Origin of the sequence: Streptomyces sp. NBC_00829 (assembly GCF_045161795.1) — a bacterium.
Taxonomy (GTDB): domain Bacteria; phylum Actinomycetota; class Actinomycetes; order Streptomycetales; family Streptomycetaceae; genus Streptomyces.
In genome coordinates this window covers 7,453,529-7,468,788 of the sequence record NZ_CP108867.1, presented here as the reverse complement: position 1 = coordinate 7,468,788, position 15,260 = coordinate 7,453,529, and the positions used below count along the sequence as shown (strand labels likewise).

At 72.2% G+C, this 15,260-nt stretch carries 15 protein-coding genes; 14 read left to right on the top strand and 1 reads right to left on the bottom strand.

Annotation, left to right across the window (positions count from 1 at the left end):
• Nucleotides 1–47 precede the first annotated feature (47 nt).
• The 9 genes from OG293_RS33560 to OG293_RS33520 all read left to right on the top strand — a co-directional run bounded on the left by OG293_RS33560 (nt 48) and on the right by OG293_RS33520 (nt 8,512).
• Complete coding sequence (locus OG293_RS33560) at nt 48–761, top strand: FadR/GntR family transcriptional regulator (RefSeq protein WP_406002495.1); 714 nt, start codon at nt 48–50, stop codon at nt 759–761.
• The gene (locus tag OG293_RS33555; protein WP_406002494.1) at nt 758–2,173 is read left to right on the top strand and encodes a hypothetical protein; all 1,416 of its coding nucleotides are present in this window, start codon (nt 758–760) and stop codon (nt 2,171–2,173) included. The genes OG293_RS33560 and OG293_RS33555 overlap by 4 nt, the downstream gene beginning before the upstream one ends.
• Complete coding sequence (locus OG293_RS33550) at nt 2,170–4,026, top strand: GMC family oxidoreductase N-terminal domain-containing protein (protein ID WP_406002493.1); 1,857 nt, start codon at nt 2,170–2,172, stop codon at nt 4,024–4,026. Before OG293_RS33555 ends, OG293_RS33550 begins: the two co-directional genes overlap by 4 nt.
• A 283-nt stretch (nt 4,027–4,309) precedes the next feature.
• Nucleotides 4,310–5,302, top strand: coding sequence for a dihydroxyacetone kinase subunit DhaK (gene dhaK / locus OG293_RS33545; protein ID WP_406002492.1), 993 nt, complete (start codon nt 4,310–4,312; stop codon nt 5,300–5,302).
• 32 nt (nt 5,303–5,334) lie between these two features.
• On the top strand, nt 5,335–5,940 hold the full coding sequence (gene dhaL, locus OG293_RS33540) for a dihydroxyacetone kinase subunit DhaL (RefSeq protein ID WP_406003795.1): 606 nt from the start codon (nt 5,335–5,337) through the stop codon (nt 5,938–5,940).
• A complete protein-coding gene (locus tag OG293_RS33535; protein ID WP_406002491.1) occupies nt 5,937–6,347 on the top strand; it encodes a PTS-dependent dihydroxyacetone kinase phosphotransferase subunit DhaM in 411 nt (136 codons plus the stop codon). Before dhaL ends, OG293_RS33535 begins: the two co-directional genes overlap by 4 nt.
• A 294-nt stretch (nt 6,348–6,641) precedes the next feature.
• Nucleotides 6,642–7,415 (top strand): hypothetical protein, encoded by a 774-nt coding sequence (locus tag OG293_RS33530; RefSeq protein WP_406002490.1) that lies wholly within the window; start codon nt 6,642–6,644, stop codon nt 7,413–7,415.
• Between the two features lie 84 nt (nt 7,416–7,499).
• Entirely contained in the window at nt 7,500–8,132 is a 633-nt protein-coding gene (locus tag OG293_RS33525) for a class F sortase (protein WP_406002489.1), read from the top strand.
• A gap of 164 nt (nt 8,133–8,296) precedes the next feature.
• A complete protein-coding gene (locus OG293_RS33520; RefSeq protein ID WP_406002488.1) occupies nt 8,297–8,512 on the top strand; it encodes a hypothetical protein in 216 nt (71 codons plus the stop codon).
• A gap of 29 nt (nt 8,513–8,541) precedes the next feature.
• On the opposite strand, the gene OG293_RS33515 is transcribed toward OG293_RS33520, so the two are convergent.
• The gene (locus OG293_RS33515) at nt 8,542–9,543 is read right to left on the bottom strand and encodes an alpha/beta fold hydrolase (protein WP_406002487.1); all 1,002 of its coding nucleotides are present in this window, start codon (nt 9,541–9,543) and stop codon (nt 8,542–8,544) included.
• Between the two features lie 161 nt (nt 9,544–9,704).
• Between OG293_RS33515 and OG293_RS33510 the strand changes: the two genes are divergently transcribed.
• The 5 genes from OG293_RS33510 (at nt 9,705) to OG293_RS33490 (ending at nt 15,256) form a co-directional block, all read left to right on the top strand.
• Nucleotides 9,705–10,487, top strand: coding sequence for a glucosamine-6-phosphate deaminase (locus tag OG293_RS33510; RefSeq protein ID WP_406002486.1), 783 nt, complete (start codon nt 9,705–9,707; stop codon nt 10,485–10,487).
• Nucleotides 10,488–10,682: 195 nt separating this feature from the next.
• Nucleotides 10,683–12,044: a globin domain-containing protein gene (locus OG293_RS33505; RefSeq protein ID WP_406002485.1), complete on the top strand. Its 1,362-nt coding sequence runs from the start codon at nt 10,683–10,685 to the stop codon at nt 12,042–12,044.
• A 350-nt stretch (nt 12,045–12,394) separates the two neighbouring features.
• Entirely contained in the window at nt 12,395–13,978 is a 1,584-nt protein-coding gene (locus OG293_RS33500; RefSeq protein WP_406002484.1) for an APC family permease, read from the top strand.
• A 235-nt stretch (nt 13,979–14,213) separates the two neighbouring features.
• The gene (locus OG293_RS33495; protein ID WP_406002483.1) at nt 14,214–14,489 is read left to right on the top strand and encodes a DUF6519 domain-containing protein; all 276 of its coding nucleotides are present in this window, start codon (nt 14,214–14,216) and stop codon (nt 14,487–14,489) included.
• A gap of 35 nt (nt 14,490–14,524) precedes the next feature.
• Nucleotides 14,525–15,256 carry a DUF6519 domain-containing protein gene (locus OG293_RS33490; RefSeq protein ID WP_406002482.1) on the top strand — a complete coding sequence of 244 codons (732 nt, stop codon included), beginning with the start codon at nt 14,525–14,527 and terminating at the stop codon, nt 15,254–15,256.
• The last annotated feature ends 4 nt before the right edge of the window (nt 15,257–15,260 follow it).

Here is a 15,260-nt window from a genome sequence, read left to right as displayed (position 1 = left end):
ACTGCCGCACGGCCACTTCGGTCGCCGCCGCCCCGGGAAGGAACTTCGTGGAGACGCTGCCCCGCGAGACGATCGTCGACGTCCTGGAGGGGCGGCTGCGTGAGGACATCCTCACCGGCCGCCATCCGGCCGGGAGTTATCTGCCGCCCGAGCGGCAGCTCGCCGACGGGTACGGCGTCACCCGCACCACCCTCAAGCACGCCTTCGGGCGGCTCATCCAGGCAGGGCTGCTGGAGACCCGGCACGGCGTGGGCACCCGGGTGCGCGACTACGCGCGGCTCGGTGGCGCCGATCTGCTGCCCATGCTGGTGCGCCACAGCCCGGACTGGATCGCCGAGGTCTTCGAAGTACGGCGCAGTGTCGGTGCGTTGATCGCCGAGCGGGCCGCCCTGCGAGCCCGGCACGAGCAGAAGACCGAACTGCGTGAGCTGCTGGCGGCCGTACGGGCGGCCGAGGGAGGCGACGCCGTGCAGCTCGCCGATGTCGAGGTGCACCGGGCCCTGGCCCGCGCCACCGGTAATCGTGTCTATGTCCTGCTGACCAACACCCTCTTCAACGCCTATCTGCCGGTCAGGGCCGCGCTGGTGGAACCGTTCACCGACCCGGTGTCCGCCCACGCCCGGCTGGCGCCGGTGGTGGACGCCGTGTCGGCGGGAGACGGCCCCGGGGCCCGCGTGGCGGCGGACGCCTATCTGACCGCCACCGAGCGGATCATGCTGGAGGGACCGGCAGGAGCGAGCGCGGAACACGGACCGGCATGAGCGAGCGCGGAACACGGACCGGCAGCGAGCGCGGAACACGGTTCACGGAGACCATGCTCGGCACCGCCCGCCTCGACGAGGAAGGCCGTACCCGCCGCGCCAGGCTCGATCTGCGGGTGACGGCGGACAGCGTCCTGCGCCCGCGCGGCACGACCGAGGCCAGGCTCACGGGACGCATACGGATCGCCGGCTGGGCCGACGACGCCCAGGCGGTGGGCGAACTGGAGATCTCGCCCCTGGCACGTCGCCGGATCCGCTACCGGCTGACCTTCACCGCCACAGGACGCCGTCTGAGGCTCGACGGCTGGAAGTCCATCACCCCCCTGCATCCGCTGCGGTCCATGACGACGCTGCCCTTCACGCTGTACGAGGAGGGGGACCGGCGGATCGGCGAAGGCACGCTGCGCTTTCCGGTGGCGACCGGGCTCGCGCCCTTCCTGGCGAGCTTCCGCTTCCCCCGCCGTCACGACGTCGCCCCGCTGCTCGCTCCACGCTGGCGGGGAGAGCACGGCCGTACCGAGGTCTGGTACACCACCGCGACCGACCCGGTCACCGGCGACGGACTCTGGCTGCACCATGAACTGACCTCTCCCACCGACGGCGCACCGCCCTTCGCCCACGGCTGGGTCGCGATCTTCCCGAAGGAAGGCCCGGTCGCCCACGCGCGGTTCGGCCCCGAGCCGTGGCGTGGCTCCGCCGACGGCTTCACGTCCCAGGGCGTCGAGGCCCGGCCCGGCAGCCTCACCGGCTCCGCGGGCGAGTTCCGCTGGGACCTCGCCGAAAGGGGCGAGGACGCACCGCTGTTCACCTTCCCGCGCTGGTCCTGGCGGCGTGCGCTGCTCCCGGCCGCCCAGATGCTGCCGTACGCCCGTGCGTCCTACGACGGCACGGTCACCTACGGGGACAGGACGTTGACGCTGAAGGGGGCGCCCGGCGCGTCCGCCCGTATCTACGGACACGGCAACGCCCGGCGCTGGGCCTGGCTCCACGCCGACCTCGGCGGAGGTGACGTACTGGAGATCGTCGCCGCCGTCTCCATGCGCCCCGGTCTGCGCCGGCTTCCGCCGCTGGTCTTCCTGCGCCTGCGCCGCGGGGGCCACACCTGGCCCCGCCGGGCGGAGCGGGCGGCGGTGGGCTGGGCCGGCCTCGGCCGTTTCCGTGCCACCGTCGGGCTGCCGACCTGGACGGTGACGGGACGCGCCGGACTGCGCCGCATCCGGGTCGAGGTGACCCAGTCCGAGGAGCGGACCCTGACCCTGGACTACGCGGACCCGGACCGCTCCCCCGCCGTCTGCCGCAACAGCGAGAAGGCGGATGCCGTCGTCCGTGTGGAGCGCTGGTGGGGGCGCTGGCGTCCGGAGGCCCAGTGGACGCTGGACGGCACCGCGCACGCGGAGGTGGGCACCCGATGACCGCCCCCGGACTCGTCGCCGCCCTCCTCGCCGACGACGGAGCCGACCGCTGGCCAGCACGGGTGCCGGGGCGTCTGAGCGATGTGCTCGCCTCGATGCCCGCCCCCGCACGCGCGGGCGTGCTCGGCGCAGCCGCGGCTGTGGACACGTACGCGCTCGCCCGCACCGGACGACGGCTCACCTCGCTCGGCCCCGGCGAGCGCGAAGACGTCATGGCCGCGCTCGCAGCGCACACCGCGCTGGCGCCGCTGCTGGATCTGCTCAAGGTTCCGGTGCTGCTCGCCGCCGGTACGGAGAAGATGCTCGATGACAGCGAGCGGTTGTCCGGAGGGGGTGGGCGCGGGCTGCCGTTCGCCCCGCCGGACGATCCGCCGCTCGACTGCACCCCCTGCGAGCAGTGGGCGGCGCGCAGTTCGGCCGACGCGATCGTCATCGGCTCCGGCGCCGGAGGCGCCATGGCGGCACGCACCCTGGCCCGCGCCGGGCTGCGCACCGTGGTGCTGGAGGAGGGCGAGCACCACACAACGGCTTCTTTCGGACGCCGTACTCCCCTCGACCGGTTCGCCGAGCTGTACCGCGACGGCGGGGCGAGCGTCGCCGTCGGCCGTCCCCCGCTGCTCCTGCCGACCGGGCGGGCGGTGGGCGGAACCACCGTCGTCAACTCCGGTACCTGCTACCGCACTCCGCCCGATGTCCTCGAACGCTGGCGCTCGACGTTCGGTTTCGCCCTCGCCGAGGATCTGGACAAGCACCTCGACGACGCGGAACGTACCCTGCGGGTGGCCACGCAGCCCCTCGACGTCCTCGGCAACAACGGCCTGCTGGCCCTGGCCGGCGCGCGGCGGCTCGACTGGCGCGCCGCGCCACTGCGGCGCAACGCACCCGGCTGCAAGGGCTCCTGTCAGTGCGTCGTCGGCTGCCCGTCCGGCGCGAAGCAGAGCGTGCAGCTCTCCGTCCTGCCCGAGGCGTGTGCCGCCGGCGCCCGTATCGTCACCGGTGCCCGGGTCCTGCGGATCCTGGTCGACTCCGACCGTCCCGGCGGGAAGCGGGCCGCCGGCGTCCGTGTCGCCCGTCCCGACGGCAGTGAGCTGGAGATCCTCGCCCCGCTCGTCGTCGTCGCGGCGGGCGCGCTCCAGTCGCCGCCCCTGCTGCGGCGTTCCGGCCTCGGTGGGCACCCGCAGCTCGGCCGCAACCTCAGCGTGCACCCCGCGACCAGCGTCGCCGGACGCTTCCCCCAGCAGGTCACCGCCTGGGAGGGCGTGCTCCAGAGCGTCGGCGTGGAGGAGCTGCACGGCGACGGCGTACTGATCGAGGCGACCGCAACCCCGCCGGGCATGGGCAGCTTCGTCCTGCCGGGCCTGGGCCGGGAGCTGCGCGGTGAACTCGACGCCGCGGGACGTCTGGCCACCCTCGGCGCCATGATCGCCGACCGTCCCTCCGGCCGGGTCCAGGGCCGCGGTCGCACCCTGATCCGCTACGACCTGGATCCGCGCGACGCCAGCCGCCTGATGACAGCCGTACGCGCAATGGGCCGGCTGCTCTTCGCCGCCGGCGCCGAAGAGGTCCTCACCGGCATCCCGGCCGCACCGCGCGCCAGGAATCTCACCGAGCTCGACGCCGTACTGGCGCGGGTGACCGTCCGCGGCCTGCACCTCTCCGCCTTCCACCCCACGGGAACGGTCGCCGCCGGCGGGGACCCGCAGCGCTCCCCGGCCGATGCCCGGGGACGTCTGCGGGGGGTGCGGGGGGTGCTGATCGCCGACGGCTCGGTGCTGCCCGGCTGCCCCGAGGTGAACCCGCAGCTGAGCATCATGGCAGCGGCGCTCGCCGTGACCGGGCAGGCAATGGAGTGACCCGGCGGGCGGCGGGGAGACGGCGTCCGATTCCCGCGGCCCGTCGCGCTCGTGAACCGCCCCGGCGCTGGCCGCCGCGCACCCCGGGGGGGAGGTCCCGGCCCTGATGTGGCTGCTGACCGCCCGGCGCACGCCCCTGCCGCCTCCCGGCACGCCCGGCATACCGCCCCGGCGACAACTCCTGCCACAGTCCGTGACCCGTGGCGGCCTTCCCTCGATACTTGAACCGAGGCGCCACGTCCCACGCCGAAGGCCAGGCCGCAACGCTCACCAGGAGGTACCCATGAGGATGCTCATCAATGTGCCCGAGACCGTCGTCGCGGACGCGCTGCGCGGCCTTGCGGCCGCGCACCCCGAGCTGTCAGTGGACGTGGAAAACCGGGTGATCGTGCGGCGTGACGCGCCCGTCGCCGGGAAGGTGGGGCTGGTATCGGGCGGGGGCTCGGGGCACGAGCCGCTGCACGGCGGCTTCGTCGGTCCCGGGATGCTCGCCGCGGCGTGCCCGGGTGAGGTTTTCACGAGTCCGGTCCCGGATCAGATGGTACGGGCGGCGGCCGCGGTGGACAGTGGTGAGGGCGTGCTGTTCGTCGTCAAGAACTACACGGGCGACGTCCTCAACTTCGACATGGCGGCCGAGCTCGCCGAGGACGAGGGTGTACGCCTGGCGAAGGTACTGGTCAACGACGATGTCGCGGTGACCGACAGCCTGTACACGGCGGGCCGGCGCGGCACCGGCGCGACGCTCTTCGTGGAGAAGATCGCCGGAGCCGCCGCGGAGGAGGGCGCGCCGCTGGAGCGGGTCGAGGCCATCGCCCGCCAGGTGAACGAGAGCTCGCGGAGCTTCGGCGTCGCCCTGAGCGCCTGCACCACACCGGCGAAGGGCAGCCCCACCTTCGATCTGCCGTCGGGAGAACTGGAGTTGGGCATTGGTATCCACGGCGAGCCGGGGCGTGAGCGGCGGCCGATGATGACCTCACGCGAGATCGCCGACTTCTCCGTCAACGCGGTGCTGGAGGATCTGGAGCCGACAGGCCCGGTCCTGGTCCTCGTCAACGGCATGGGGGCGACCCCGCTCCTGGAGCTGTACGGCTTCAATGCCGAGGTGCAGCGTGTGCTCACCGAGCGCGGGGTGGCGGTCGCCCGTACGCTCGTCGGGAACTATGTGACCTCGCTCGACATGGCGGGCTGCTCGGTGACGCTCTGTCAGGCAGACGAGGAGCTGCTGAGGTTGTGGGACGCGCCGGTGCAGACCCCCGCGCTCCGCTGGGGCCGCTGAACGTCCGGGACCGACTCACCATGGGAGTTCCTGTGCTCGACGCCGATTTCTTCCGCCGCTGGCTGACGGCCGCGGCGGCCCTGGTGGACCGGGAGGCGGACCGCCTCACCGAGCTGGACTCGGCGATCGGCGACGCCGACCACGGCAGCAATCTCCAGCGCGGATTCGCCGCGGTGACCGCGGTCCTGGAGAAGGAGACGCCGACGACGCCCGGTGCCGTACTGACCCTGGCGGGGCGGCAGTTGATCTCGACGGTGGGCGGCGCGTCCGGCCCTCTGTACGGAACGCTGCTGCGGCGCACGGGCAAGGCGCTCGGCGAGGATGCCGAGGTCAGCCCCGCGCGGCTGGCCGACGCCCTGCGGGCTGGTGTGGCGGCGGTCGCGCAGCTCGGTGGGGCCAGGGCCGGGGACAAGACGATGCTGGACGCGCTGGAGCCGGCGGTCGAGGCGTTGGGCGAGGGCACCGCTTCGTTCGCGGTGGCCGCCGATGCGGCCGGGCAGGGCGCGCTGGCGACGGTGCCGCTCCAGGCGCGCAAGGGCAGGGCCAGTTATCTGGGCGAGCGCAGCATCGGACACCAGGACCCGGGCGCGACCTCCTCGGCGCTGCTGATCGCCGCGCTCGCGGAGGTGGCGGGATGAGCGGCGCGGAGCCGGTGGGGATCGTGCTGGTCTCGCACAGCAAGGAGGTGGCGGCCGCCGTCGCCGAACTGGCCAGGGGGCTCGCAGGCGGCGGCCCGACCGCGCCGGTCGCCGCGGCGGGCGGCACCCCTGACGGCGGCCTCGGCACCAGCTCCGAACTGATCGCTTCGGCGGCGGCCTCGGTGGACGGGGGCGCGGGAGTCGCCGTCCTCGTCGATCTGGGCAGCGCGGTGCTCACGGTGAAGGCCCTGCTGGCGGAGGGGGACGAACTGCCCGGCGGGACACGGCTGGTCGACGCGCCGTTCGTGGAGGGCGCGGTGGCGGCGGTGGTGACCGCCTCGGCGGGCGGCGACCTGGACGCGGTCGAGGCGGCGGCCTCGGAGGCGTACACCTACCGAAAGGCATGACGCTCCGGTGCCGGAGAGCGCCGGGGGCCGGCGGTGGCGCGGGGCCACCCGGGTGACGCCCTCACCCGTTCGGAGTTGGGCGCACCGCGGTGTGGCCCCGGCCTGCGGCCACACCGCGTGACCTGGCACGACCGCCGCCGCCGCGAGCCGGACGGCGGTGACACGCCGTGCCCGCCCGGCCCGCGCCGCATGCGGCATCCCCGACCGCCCTCTTAGCGTCGGACGCGGCGAGGGGCATTTCTCGCCATCGCGGAAATGTCCGCGGCTGCCCCTCGGGAAATCGGAGAACCGACCATGCGTGCAATACGTGTCGCCACCCTCGCTCTGATCGGCACCGCCGCGCTGGCTCTCGGTGCCCCGGCCGCTCTCGCCGACGACGGGAGCAACACCACCTCCTTCGGCTTCACGGTCAGTCCCACGACCGTCGCGCCCGGCGAAACCGTCACTCTCGGCGCCACGGAGTGCGAGAGCGTGACCGCCTCGTCGGGGGTCTTCGACTCCGTCACCCTCACCGAGGGCCAGCCAGGCACGGCGACGGTGGACGAGGGCGCCAAGCCGGGTGCTGCGTACGACGTCACCTTCGACTGCAAGGGCGAGAAGGGCACGGCCCCGCTCAGCATCACCGCCGGACCCGCGTCGCTCACAGGCACAGGCACCGACACGGACACCGGCGCGGGGACCCCCACAGACACGGGGACCCCCACAGGCACGGCGACGGACCCAGGCACGGGGACCCTCACCGGCACAGGGACAGGCACAGGCACAGGCACAGGCACGGGCGTGGGTCCGGACCCAGGCACGGCCCCAGCCCCGGACACAGGCCCGGACACAAGCACAGGGTTGGAAACGGTCACGGGGTCCGACCCGAGAACGGGCAAGGAGCCGGACACAGGCTCCGACGTGGGCCCCGTGCTGACGAAGCCCGACGGAGGTGTGAAAGGCGGCGCGGGCGGCTCCTTCGCCGATCTCGGCCCCACGCAGATCTCGGCCGGCTCCGCCCTGATCGCCGGAGCGTTCTGCGCCGGCGGATTCCTGCTGCTGCGCCGCCGGGCCGGGGACGGCGTCTGACGCTGCCACAGCGGCTCCGCCGCCCCGGGTCCCCCACAGTCCTGGGCGGCGGAGCGCCATCGAAGGGCGCACAAGGGAAGGCCTATGCCCACGTCCAACAGGCGCGGCGCCTGGTTCACGCTGCTCTGCGTCCTGCTGCTCGGTGTCTTTCTCGTACACAACGGATCCACGGGGACCTCCGGCGGCCCTCCCGAACCCTCCCCCGCAGTCGCCGCCGACCACGGCGCCGCCGACGCCATGCCGGCGGCGCCCGGCCCGCTCCCCCACTCTCCGCCGCGCCGGATCGCCGTACCATCCGTGCGGCTCGACGCCCCGCTGACCGAAGTCGGCCTCGACGCCGACGGCTGGGTCGACCCACCGCCGCTCGCGAACGGCAATCTCGCGGGCTGGTACCGGGGCGCGGTCAGCCCGGGCGAGCGGGGCACGTCCGTCGTCGTCGGCCATGTCGACAACGAGGCGGGCCCGGCCGTCTTCTACTCGCTCGGACTGCTCCAGCGGGGCAGCCGCATCGAGATTCTGCGCGCGGACGGCCGGACGGCGGTCTTCGCCGTCTACGCGGTCGAACTGCTCGCGAAGAAGGACTTCCCCGCGGCCCGGGTCTACCGGGACACGGCCCAGCCGGAGCTGCGGGTCATCACCTGCGGCGGTCGCTATGCCGAGAAGACCGGTTACGAGGGCAACGTGGTGGCGTTCGCCCGGCTCGTCGAGGTGCGGTGACAAGTCCGGGTGCCGGCACCGGCACGCGCGAGCCTCCCTGCCACCGAGGAGCGGAGTCCGGGGAGATGCCGCGCCCCCGGCCGGGCATCGGAGTCCGGCGAGGTGCCGCGCCTCCCGCTGCCGGGCCGGACGTCCCGGGCAGGAACGGCTGGCAGACTGGGGTCATGTCCGCTCCCCGACGCCTCTGCCCCGTGTGCCGCCGTGAAATCGCCGTTGTCGCCGGGCGGTTCGCCCGACACGACCCGGCCGGAGTGAGGACAGCCGCGGATCTGGTCTCCTGTCCCGGGTCCCGGCGTCGGGCACCGCTCGATCCGGCCCTGCAACCGGATCTCGACGGCGCGGTCGTCCCGCAATTCCCGGGCCAGCTGCCGCTGTTCTGACGCGAGCGGTCACCGCCCGTCGCCGACGCCTATGTCGCGCTGCGCTCGCCGGCGATCTGCGGGCCGTCCTCGACCGGGCGCCCCGCCCGCAGCAGTTCCCGCCAGCGCTCCGTACTCCAGTCGGCCGGGCAGGTCGTCTCGATGAACTCCTCGACCAGCGCCAGAAAGCGAGCCGGGTCGGAGTGGTAGGGGAAGTGACCCGCGCCGTCGAAGATCTCCAGTCGGCTCCCCGGCATCGCCGCATGCGCTCCGTACGCGTGCTTCACCGGCGCCACGCTGTCGCGGGAACCCCACAGCAGCAGGGTCGGCATGCCCTGGGTCAGGTAGCAGCGGTCCAGCATCGTGACCACCTGGCCCCGCCAGTCGACCACGGCACGCAGCGTACGGATGAAGGCGCTGCGCGAGGTGGCGTTCGGCAGCGCGTCGACCATGTTCAGCAGTTCCGGGGCGTCCTGGCCGAGATCTGTGTCCAGTCTCCTCATCAGCTCGGCGAAGAGCCCGGTCCCCCGCCGCATTCCCGGCAGCGCGAGCATGGACAGGAGCAGGTCGGCGCCCGGGAGCGAGACGGCCCGCAGGACGGGGTTGACCTCCGGGCCGACGCCGCCGGCGCTCACCAGGACCAGCCGCTCGGTGCGCTCCGGGAACTGGTAGGCGAACTGCATGGCCACTCCGCCGCCCAGTGAATGGCCGACGAGTGTGGCGCGGTCGATGCCGAGTACGCCGAGCAGATCGCGCATGCCGTTCGCGTAGGCCGCCACCGAATAGTCGGCACGCGGCTTGTCCGAGTCCCCGTGGCCCAGCAGGTCGGGTGCGACGACGGTGTACCGGCGCGCCAGCCCCGGAATGAGGTCCACCCAGGTGGCCGAGGAGTCTCCTATCCCGTGGATGAGGAGAATCGCCGGGCCCTCTCCCGCGATGCGGTACGCGCGACGGTAGCCGTGCACCACGTGGTGGCGCAGCTGCGTCTCGTCCTCGACCACGGTGCGCAGCCTGCTGCGGTCCGGTATCTGGGGTCCGGGTCCAGTGACCATGCGCCCACCTCCCGTGCGGTCCTGGTCCGAGCGTATCGACGCCGGCGCACCGGGGATTTCTGCCAGGTTTCACTCCTGGTACGTCTGCCACCGCTGCCGCGCTCCCCCACACCCTGATAGATTGGTCTACACCAGTTGCGCTTTCAGAGACAGGGATCTTCGTGGAAGTTGTCATCGTTCCGGACTCCGCCGCCGGTGGCGTGCTCATCGCCGAAGCCATGGCCGACCTGCTGCGACGCAAGCCCGACGCCCTGCTGGGCGTCGCCACGGGATCGACCCCGCTGCCCGTCTACGAAGCCCTCGCGGCCAAGGTGCGTGCGCAGGGGACCGACGCCTCCCGGGCACGGATCTGCCAGCTCGACGAGTATGTGGGCCTGCCGTACGGCCACCCCGAGTCCTACCGCTCGGTCGTCCTGCGCGAGGTCGTCGAACCCCTCGGCCTGACCGACGCCTCCTTCATGGGCCCCGACGGCACCGCCGAGGACGTCGTGGCCGCCTGCACCGCCTACGACCGCGCGCTGACGGAGGCCGGCGGCGTCGATCTCCAGCTGCTGGGCATCGGCACCGACGGGCACATCGGCTTCAACGAGCCCTGCTCCTCCCTCGCCTCCCGCACCCGGATCAAGACACTCACCGAACAGACCAGGCAGGACAACGCCCGCTTCTTCGACGGACTCGACGAAGTCCCCCACCATGTGATCACCCAGGGCATCGGCACCATCCTGGAGGCCCGTCATCTGGTGCTCCTGGCGACCGGCGAGGCGAAGGCCGATGCCGTGGCGCTCGCGGTCGAAGGCCCGCTCTCCGCGCTCGTGCCCGCGTCCGCGCTGCAACTCCACCCGCACGCCACGGTCGTCGTGGACGAGGCGGCGGCCTCCCGCCTCAAGCTCGCCGACTACTTCCGCGCCACCTACGCCGCCAAGCCCGACTGGCAGGGCCTGTAGGCCGCGGCGGCACGCTGGTCCGGCAAAGAGAATGTTCCGGTCGAGACATAATTCACTCCGCAACTGCTCGACACCGCACACGAGTTGATACCGTGCGCACTCTCAGCACGTGACGCGCGTTCCATCGGCGCGCAGCCATGTCGCACCCGGACCCTGCGCGGCCGGATGGTGCTGCACAAGGGCGCGGGGGATTGTATGAACGACGACATAGCCGTGGTGAGGGCGAGTCTGGAGCGTGTCAGGCTCCGCTCCTCGCACGTGGTGCGCTACTTCTACGCGCATTTGTTTACGAACCATCCGGAACTGCGTCCGCTGTTTCCCGCCCGGATGGACGATCAGTACGATCGGCTCTTCACCGCCCTGGTCCATCTCGTGGACCACCTCGACCACCCCGGCCTGCTCGCGCATCTCCAGCGACTGGGCCGGGACCACCGCAAGTTCGGGACGGCGGACGAGGACTACGCGGCGGTGGGTGACAGCCTCGTCGCCGCCATCCGCTTCCACAGCTCGCACTCCTGGGACGAACGGACCGAGGCGGCGTGGGTCCGCGTGTACCGGAGCGCGGCCGAGGCGATGACCGGCGGCGCACACCTGTCCATCGCGGCGGACGAGCCCGCGTCGTGGGAGGCGACCGTGCTCTCGCACCGGCTGCACGGCGGGCACACCGCGGTCATCCGGGCCCTCACGTCCGCGCCCTATGACTGGCTCCCCGGCCAGTACGCCGGCGTCGAGCATCCCGAACTGCCCGGCGTGTGGCGGCCGTACAGCCTGGCGGGCCGCCCCGACCGCGACGGTGTGCTCGAATTCCATGTCGGCCGGGTCACCGACGGGCTGCTCAGCACGGTGCTGTGCGACCGTACCGAACCCGGCCAGATACTCCGGCTGGGCGCCGCGTCGGGCTCCGCGCTCGCCCCGCCGCCCGGCACCCCCGCCGTCACCTTGATCGCGGCCGGTACGGGCTGGGCGCCGGTCAAGGGGGTCCTGAACGAGTTACTGGCCCGAAAGCCCGCGCCCCGCATCCGCATTGACGTCATCGCCCGCGGCGAAGCGGACTTCTACGACTCGGGAGCGCTCGTCGACATCCTCCGCGCGCATCCCTATCTGAGCGCCTACTGGTGGTACGAGGAGTGGAGCGAGGGCCGCGTCCGCGCTGCCGAGCGTCTGCACAGCAATCTGCGCGCCCGCCGCGAATGGCCCGGCGAAATCGTCTATCTCTGCGGTCCCGTGATGTTTGTCCAGGAGACGGCGGAACTGCTCCATGAGTCCGGTCTTCCCGCAGAATCGCTTATCCGCGACCCGCTGCCCGCGTCGGTGGCGCGGCGCGGCCATGTCTCGCACGCGGAGCACTTCCTCGATCCCCGCCCGGTGAACTGGATCGACCCGGACGCCCGCACCCGACTGCTGGACCACCCGCCCCCACAGCCCGGCCCACCGCCCGAGCCGCGCCCCCCTGCCGAGTCCGAGCCCGGGTCCGCGACCCGCCGTTCGGCCGAGTCCGGGCCAGATCAGAGGGACGGCGGCTGGTTCGAACCGCACCGCGCCGCGGGACGGGTCTGACCCGCTCTCCCGCCTTCCGTACACGCGGCGGCGGCACCACCGGGGAGGGCGGCGCAGTCCTTCAGGAAGGAGGTGCGTGGGTCAGGAGGAATCCCACAGCGCCGGGTGTTCGGCGGTTCCCAGGCCTTTCGTCTCGGTCATCGATCCCGCCGTCGCCGTGACACCGCTGGGCCGCATGCGTGTCAACGGGTCGCGTCGCCCCGCAGGTCCACGTCTCCCAGGGCGCGGTCCTCGCCGGAATGCGCTCAGCTTTCACTCAGGATCAAATAGGTGTAAGCCAGTACATAGCGATGCCTGCCCGTTCGCGTAGTCGCGCCGGGTTCCCGTGGCCGTCGGCGAAAGGCCGCCTCATGCAAACAGCCCCCGGCGAATCACCCGACCCCTCGCCCCCGCAGTCGTCGGCGGTGGGAGAGAAGGGACTCAAGGACGGTGCACTCGGGCTCGTCTCCTCCGTGGCCATCGGTCTTGCCTCGACCGCCCCCGCGTACAGCCTGGCCGCCACCCTCGGCTTCATCGTCCTGGCCGTCGGCCTGCAGTCACCGATCGTGGTGATGCTGGGGTTCATCCCGATGCTCTTCATCGCCTACGGCTACAAGGCGATGAACGCAGTCGACCCCGACTGCGGCACGACCTTCACCTGGTCGGCGCGCGCATTCGGCCCTCATACCGCCTGGATGGGCGGCTGGGGCATCATCATCGCCGACATCATCGTGATGGCGAACCTGGCCCAGATCGCCGGACAGTACGGATTCCAGCTGATCGGGGCCGACGGACTGGCCGCCAGCCGCTGGTGGACGGCGCTCGCCGGTGTCATCTGGATCGCCGTGATGACCGCCATCTGCTACGTCGGCATCGAGATCTCCGCCGCCCTGCAGAAATGGCTGCTCTCCATCGAACTCGTGCTCCTCGCCGTGCTCTCCGTCTGGGCTCTGGTGAAGGTGTACGGGGACAACGCTCCGGCCGAGTCCCTGCATGTGGACGCCTCCTGGTTCAACCCCTTCGAGATCGGCTCGGCAAGTGCCCTGACCCAGGGCGTGCTGCTGGCCGTGTTCATCTACTGGGGCTGGGACACCGCCGTCTCCGTCAACGAGGAGACCGCCGACCGTGAGCGCACCCCCGGCCGGGCCGCCGTCATCTCCACCGTCCTGCTGCTGCTCATCTACATCCTGGTCACCACATCGGCCCAGGCGTTCGCCGGTATCGGCGAGAAGGGCATCGGGCTCGCCAACCCCGACAACGCCGGAGATGTGCTCGGCAGCTTCGGCGACCAGGTGTTCGGCACGGAAGGATTCGGCGGGTTCCTGGCGAATCTGCTGATCCTGATGGTGCTCACCTCCGCCGCGGCCTCCACGCAGACGACGATTCTGCCCACGGCCCGCACCAGCTTCTCGATGGCGACGCACAAGGCGCTCCCCTCCGTCTTCGCCCGCGTCCACCCGCGCTTCCTCACCCCCACCTGGTCGACCGTGGTCATGGGCCTGGTGTCGATCGCCTTCTACGCCGGCCTGACGGCCATCAGCGAGAACGTTCTCGGGGACTCCGTCGACTCGGTCGGCCTGGGCATCGCGTTCTACTACGGCCTCACCGGCTTCGCCTGCGTGTGGTACTTCCGCAAGGTTCTCACCCGCAGCGCCTCGGACCTGTGGCTGAAGGGCATCCTCCCGGGCCTCGGCGGCCTGATACTGCTCGGACTGTTCTGCTACGCGGCCTTCAGCGTCTACGCCGACCCGGAGTACGGATCCACCGTCATCGATCTCCCGGTGTTCGGGGAGACGGGCGGCGTGTCCGTGATCGGCGTGGGCGCCCTGGTGATCGGTGCCGTCCTGATGTTCATTCAGCGGGCGGTGCAGGGCACCTGGTTCCGGAACCCCGATGTGCCGGTCAGTGTCGCGTCCAAGGACGACCCCAAGCAGGCCGCGCCCCCGGCGTCTTGACCCCTTCCGGCCCGCCGTCCGGCCGACGGAACACAAGACGGCGAGCACCGCGACGGCGGCGATCCCGGCTCGCCGCGCAGGTCACCGGGGTGCGCACGAGCGGTTGGCACGGACCGACCTCGGCTGCGGCCTGCGACGGCGGGCGCAGTGGAGACCGTACGGGCGCTGACGCTGGAGCACGGGTGCTGCCGATTCGCGGCGGTCGGCGTCCGCGGTCTCGGCCGCGCGAGGGGCGATGCCCGGCACGGCGGCCCGGCTCAAGGTCGTCCGGCAGGTGCTTCCGCCTGCCGGCTCACAGCTGGAACTGGCGGACGGCGCGACGAAGGACCAGGTGCGGGCGGCCTTCGCGAAGTGGGCCGCGGCTCAGGCGCCCGACGCGCGGATGGCGGCGCGCGGCGAGCGTCCCGAGCGCGCGGACGAGGACCCGTGCCCGGTCGGGCCGGACGCCCGCCACCGGGGCACGGAGAACCAGATGTACCACGTGGAGATCCACGAGGGCGGCCCCGCGTAGGACGCCCCTTCAACTGGTCGCGGCAGAACGGATCGATGACGTTCCCCGTCGACGACCTCGACGGCGCCTGGGTCGAGTTGGCCTCTGTGGCCAGCGACGATAAAATGGACCTGAACATCGGTGACTGGGTCGAGTTCGCGGATACCGCCTACCTCAGTCGCGGTGAGCCGCTGCCGCTGCTGCGGATCGAGGAGGTCGATCTGCCGGGCCGCCGCGTGCGGCTCTCGGGCGAGCCGGACCCGTCCGTGGGGCGTCGCCCCGCATCGCATCCGTTTCTGCGCCGCTGGGACCAGCGTTCGGCCTTGCGCCACGCGTCCGGAACCAGCCGTACGAAGCAGGGCGCGGCGAAGCTCCGCAACGGCGCGATCCGCGTCGAGGAAGGCGGCTGGCTGCCCCTGGAGGACGGCGTGTTCGTCTATATCGAGGCCGGCTGGACCTATGGGGCGGGCGACTTCTGGGCCGTCGCGGCACACACGGTCACGGGCGGCGTCGAACGGCCGACGGATGCGGCCCGCCGCCCCCTGGTCCAAGCCCCATACGGCCGGCACACCCACTACGCGCCGCTCGCCCGGGTGCTCGGCGAAGGCTCGGAGGCGGATCTGCGCCTGGCCTTCGCGCCGCTCTCAAGCCCCGTTCCTGCCCCCGACGCTGAGGCACTTGCGGCGGATGAAACGTATGAGGCGGAAGCCGCTGCCGCTGAGAACGAGACTGCGGGCAATCCGGGTTCACGGCGGGCAGCGCAGGACGAAGGTCAGCCGGAGAACTGACCAC

Excerpts from the sequence above, each read along its gene's own strand:
- OG293_RS33550 (WP_406002493.1), top strand. The coding sequence starts at position 2,170 with ATGACCGCCCCCGGACTCGTCGCCGCCCTCCTCGCCGACGACGGAGCC.
- OG293_RS33515 (WP_406002487.1), bottom strand. The coding sequence starts at position 9,543 with ATGGTCACTGGACCCGGACCCCAGATACCGGACCGCAGCAGGCTGCGC.
- OG293_RS33555 (WP_406002494.1), top strand. The coding sequence starts at position 758 with ATGAGCGAGCGCGGAACACGGACCGGCAGCGAGCGCGGAACACGGTTC.
- OG293_RS33500 (WP_406002484.1), top strand. The coding sequence starts at position 12,395 with ATGCAAACAGCCCCCGGCGAATCACCCGACCCCTCGCCCCCGCAGTCG.
- OG293_RS33525 (WP_406002489.1), top strand. The coding sequence starts at position 7,500 with ATGCCCACGTCCAACAGGCGCGGCGCCTGGTTCACGCTGCTCTGCGTC.
- dhaK (WP_406002492.1), top strand. The coding sequence starts at position 4,310 with ATGAGGATGCTCATCAATGTGCCCGAGACCGTCGTCGCGGACGCGCTG.
- OG293_RS33535 (WP_406002491.1), top strand. The coding sequence starts at position 5,937 with ATGAGCGGCGCGGAGCCGGTGGGGATCGTGCTGGTCTCGCACAGCAAG.
- OG293_RS33490 (WP_406002482.1), top strand. The coding sequence starts at position 14,525 with ATGACGTTCCCCGTCGACGACCTCGACGGCGCCTGGGTCGAGTTGGCC.
- OG293_RS33530 (WP_406002490.1), top strand. The coding sequence starts at position 6,642 with ATGCGTGCAATACGTGTCGCCACCCTCGCTCTGATCGGCACCGCCGCG.
- OG293_RS33505 (WP_406002485.1), top strand. The coding sequence starts at position 10,683 with ATGAACGACGACATAGCCGTGGTGAGGGCGAGTCTGGAGCGTGTCAGG.
- OG293_RS33495 (WP_406002483.1), top strand. The coding sequence starts at position 14,214 with ATGCCCGGCACGGCGGCCCGGCTCAAGGTCGTCCGGCAGGTGCTTCCG.
- OG293_RS33520 (WP_406002488.1), top strand. The coding sequence starts at position 8,297 with ATGTCCGCTCCCCGACGCCTCTGCCCCGTGTGCCGCCGTGAAATCGCC.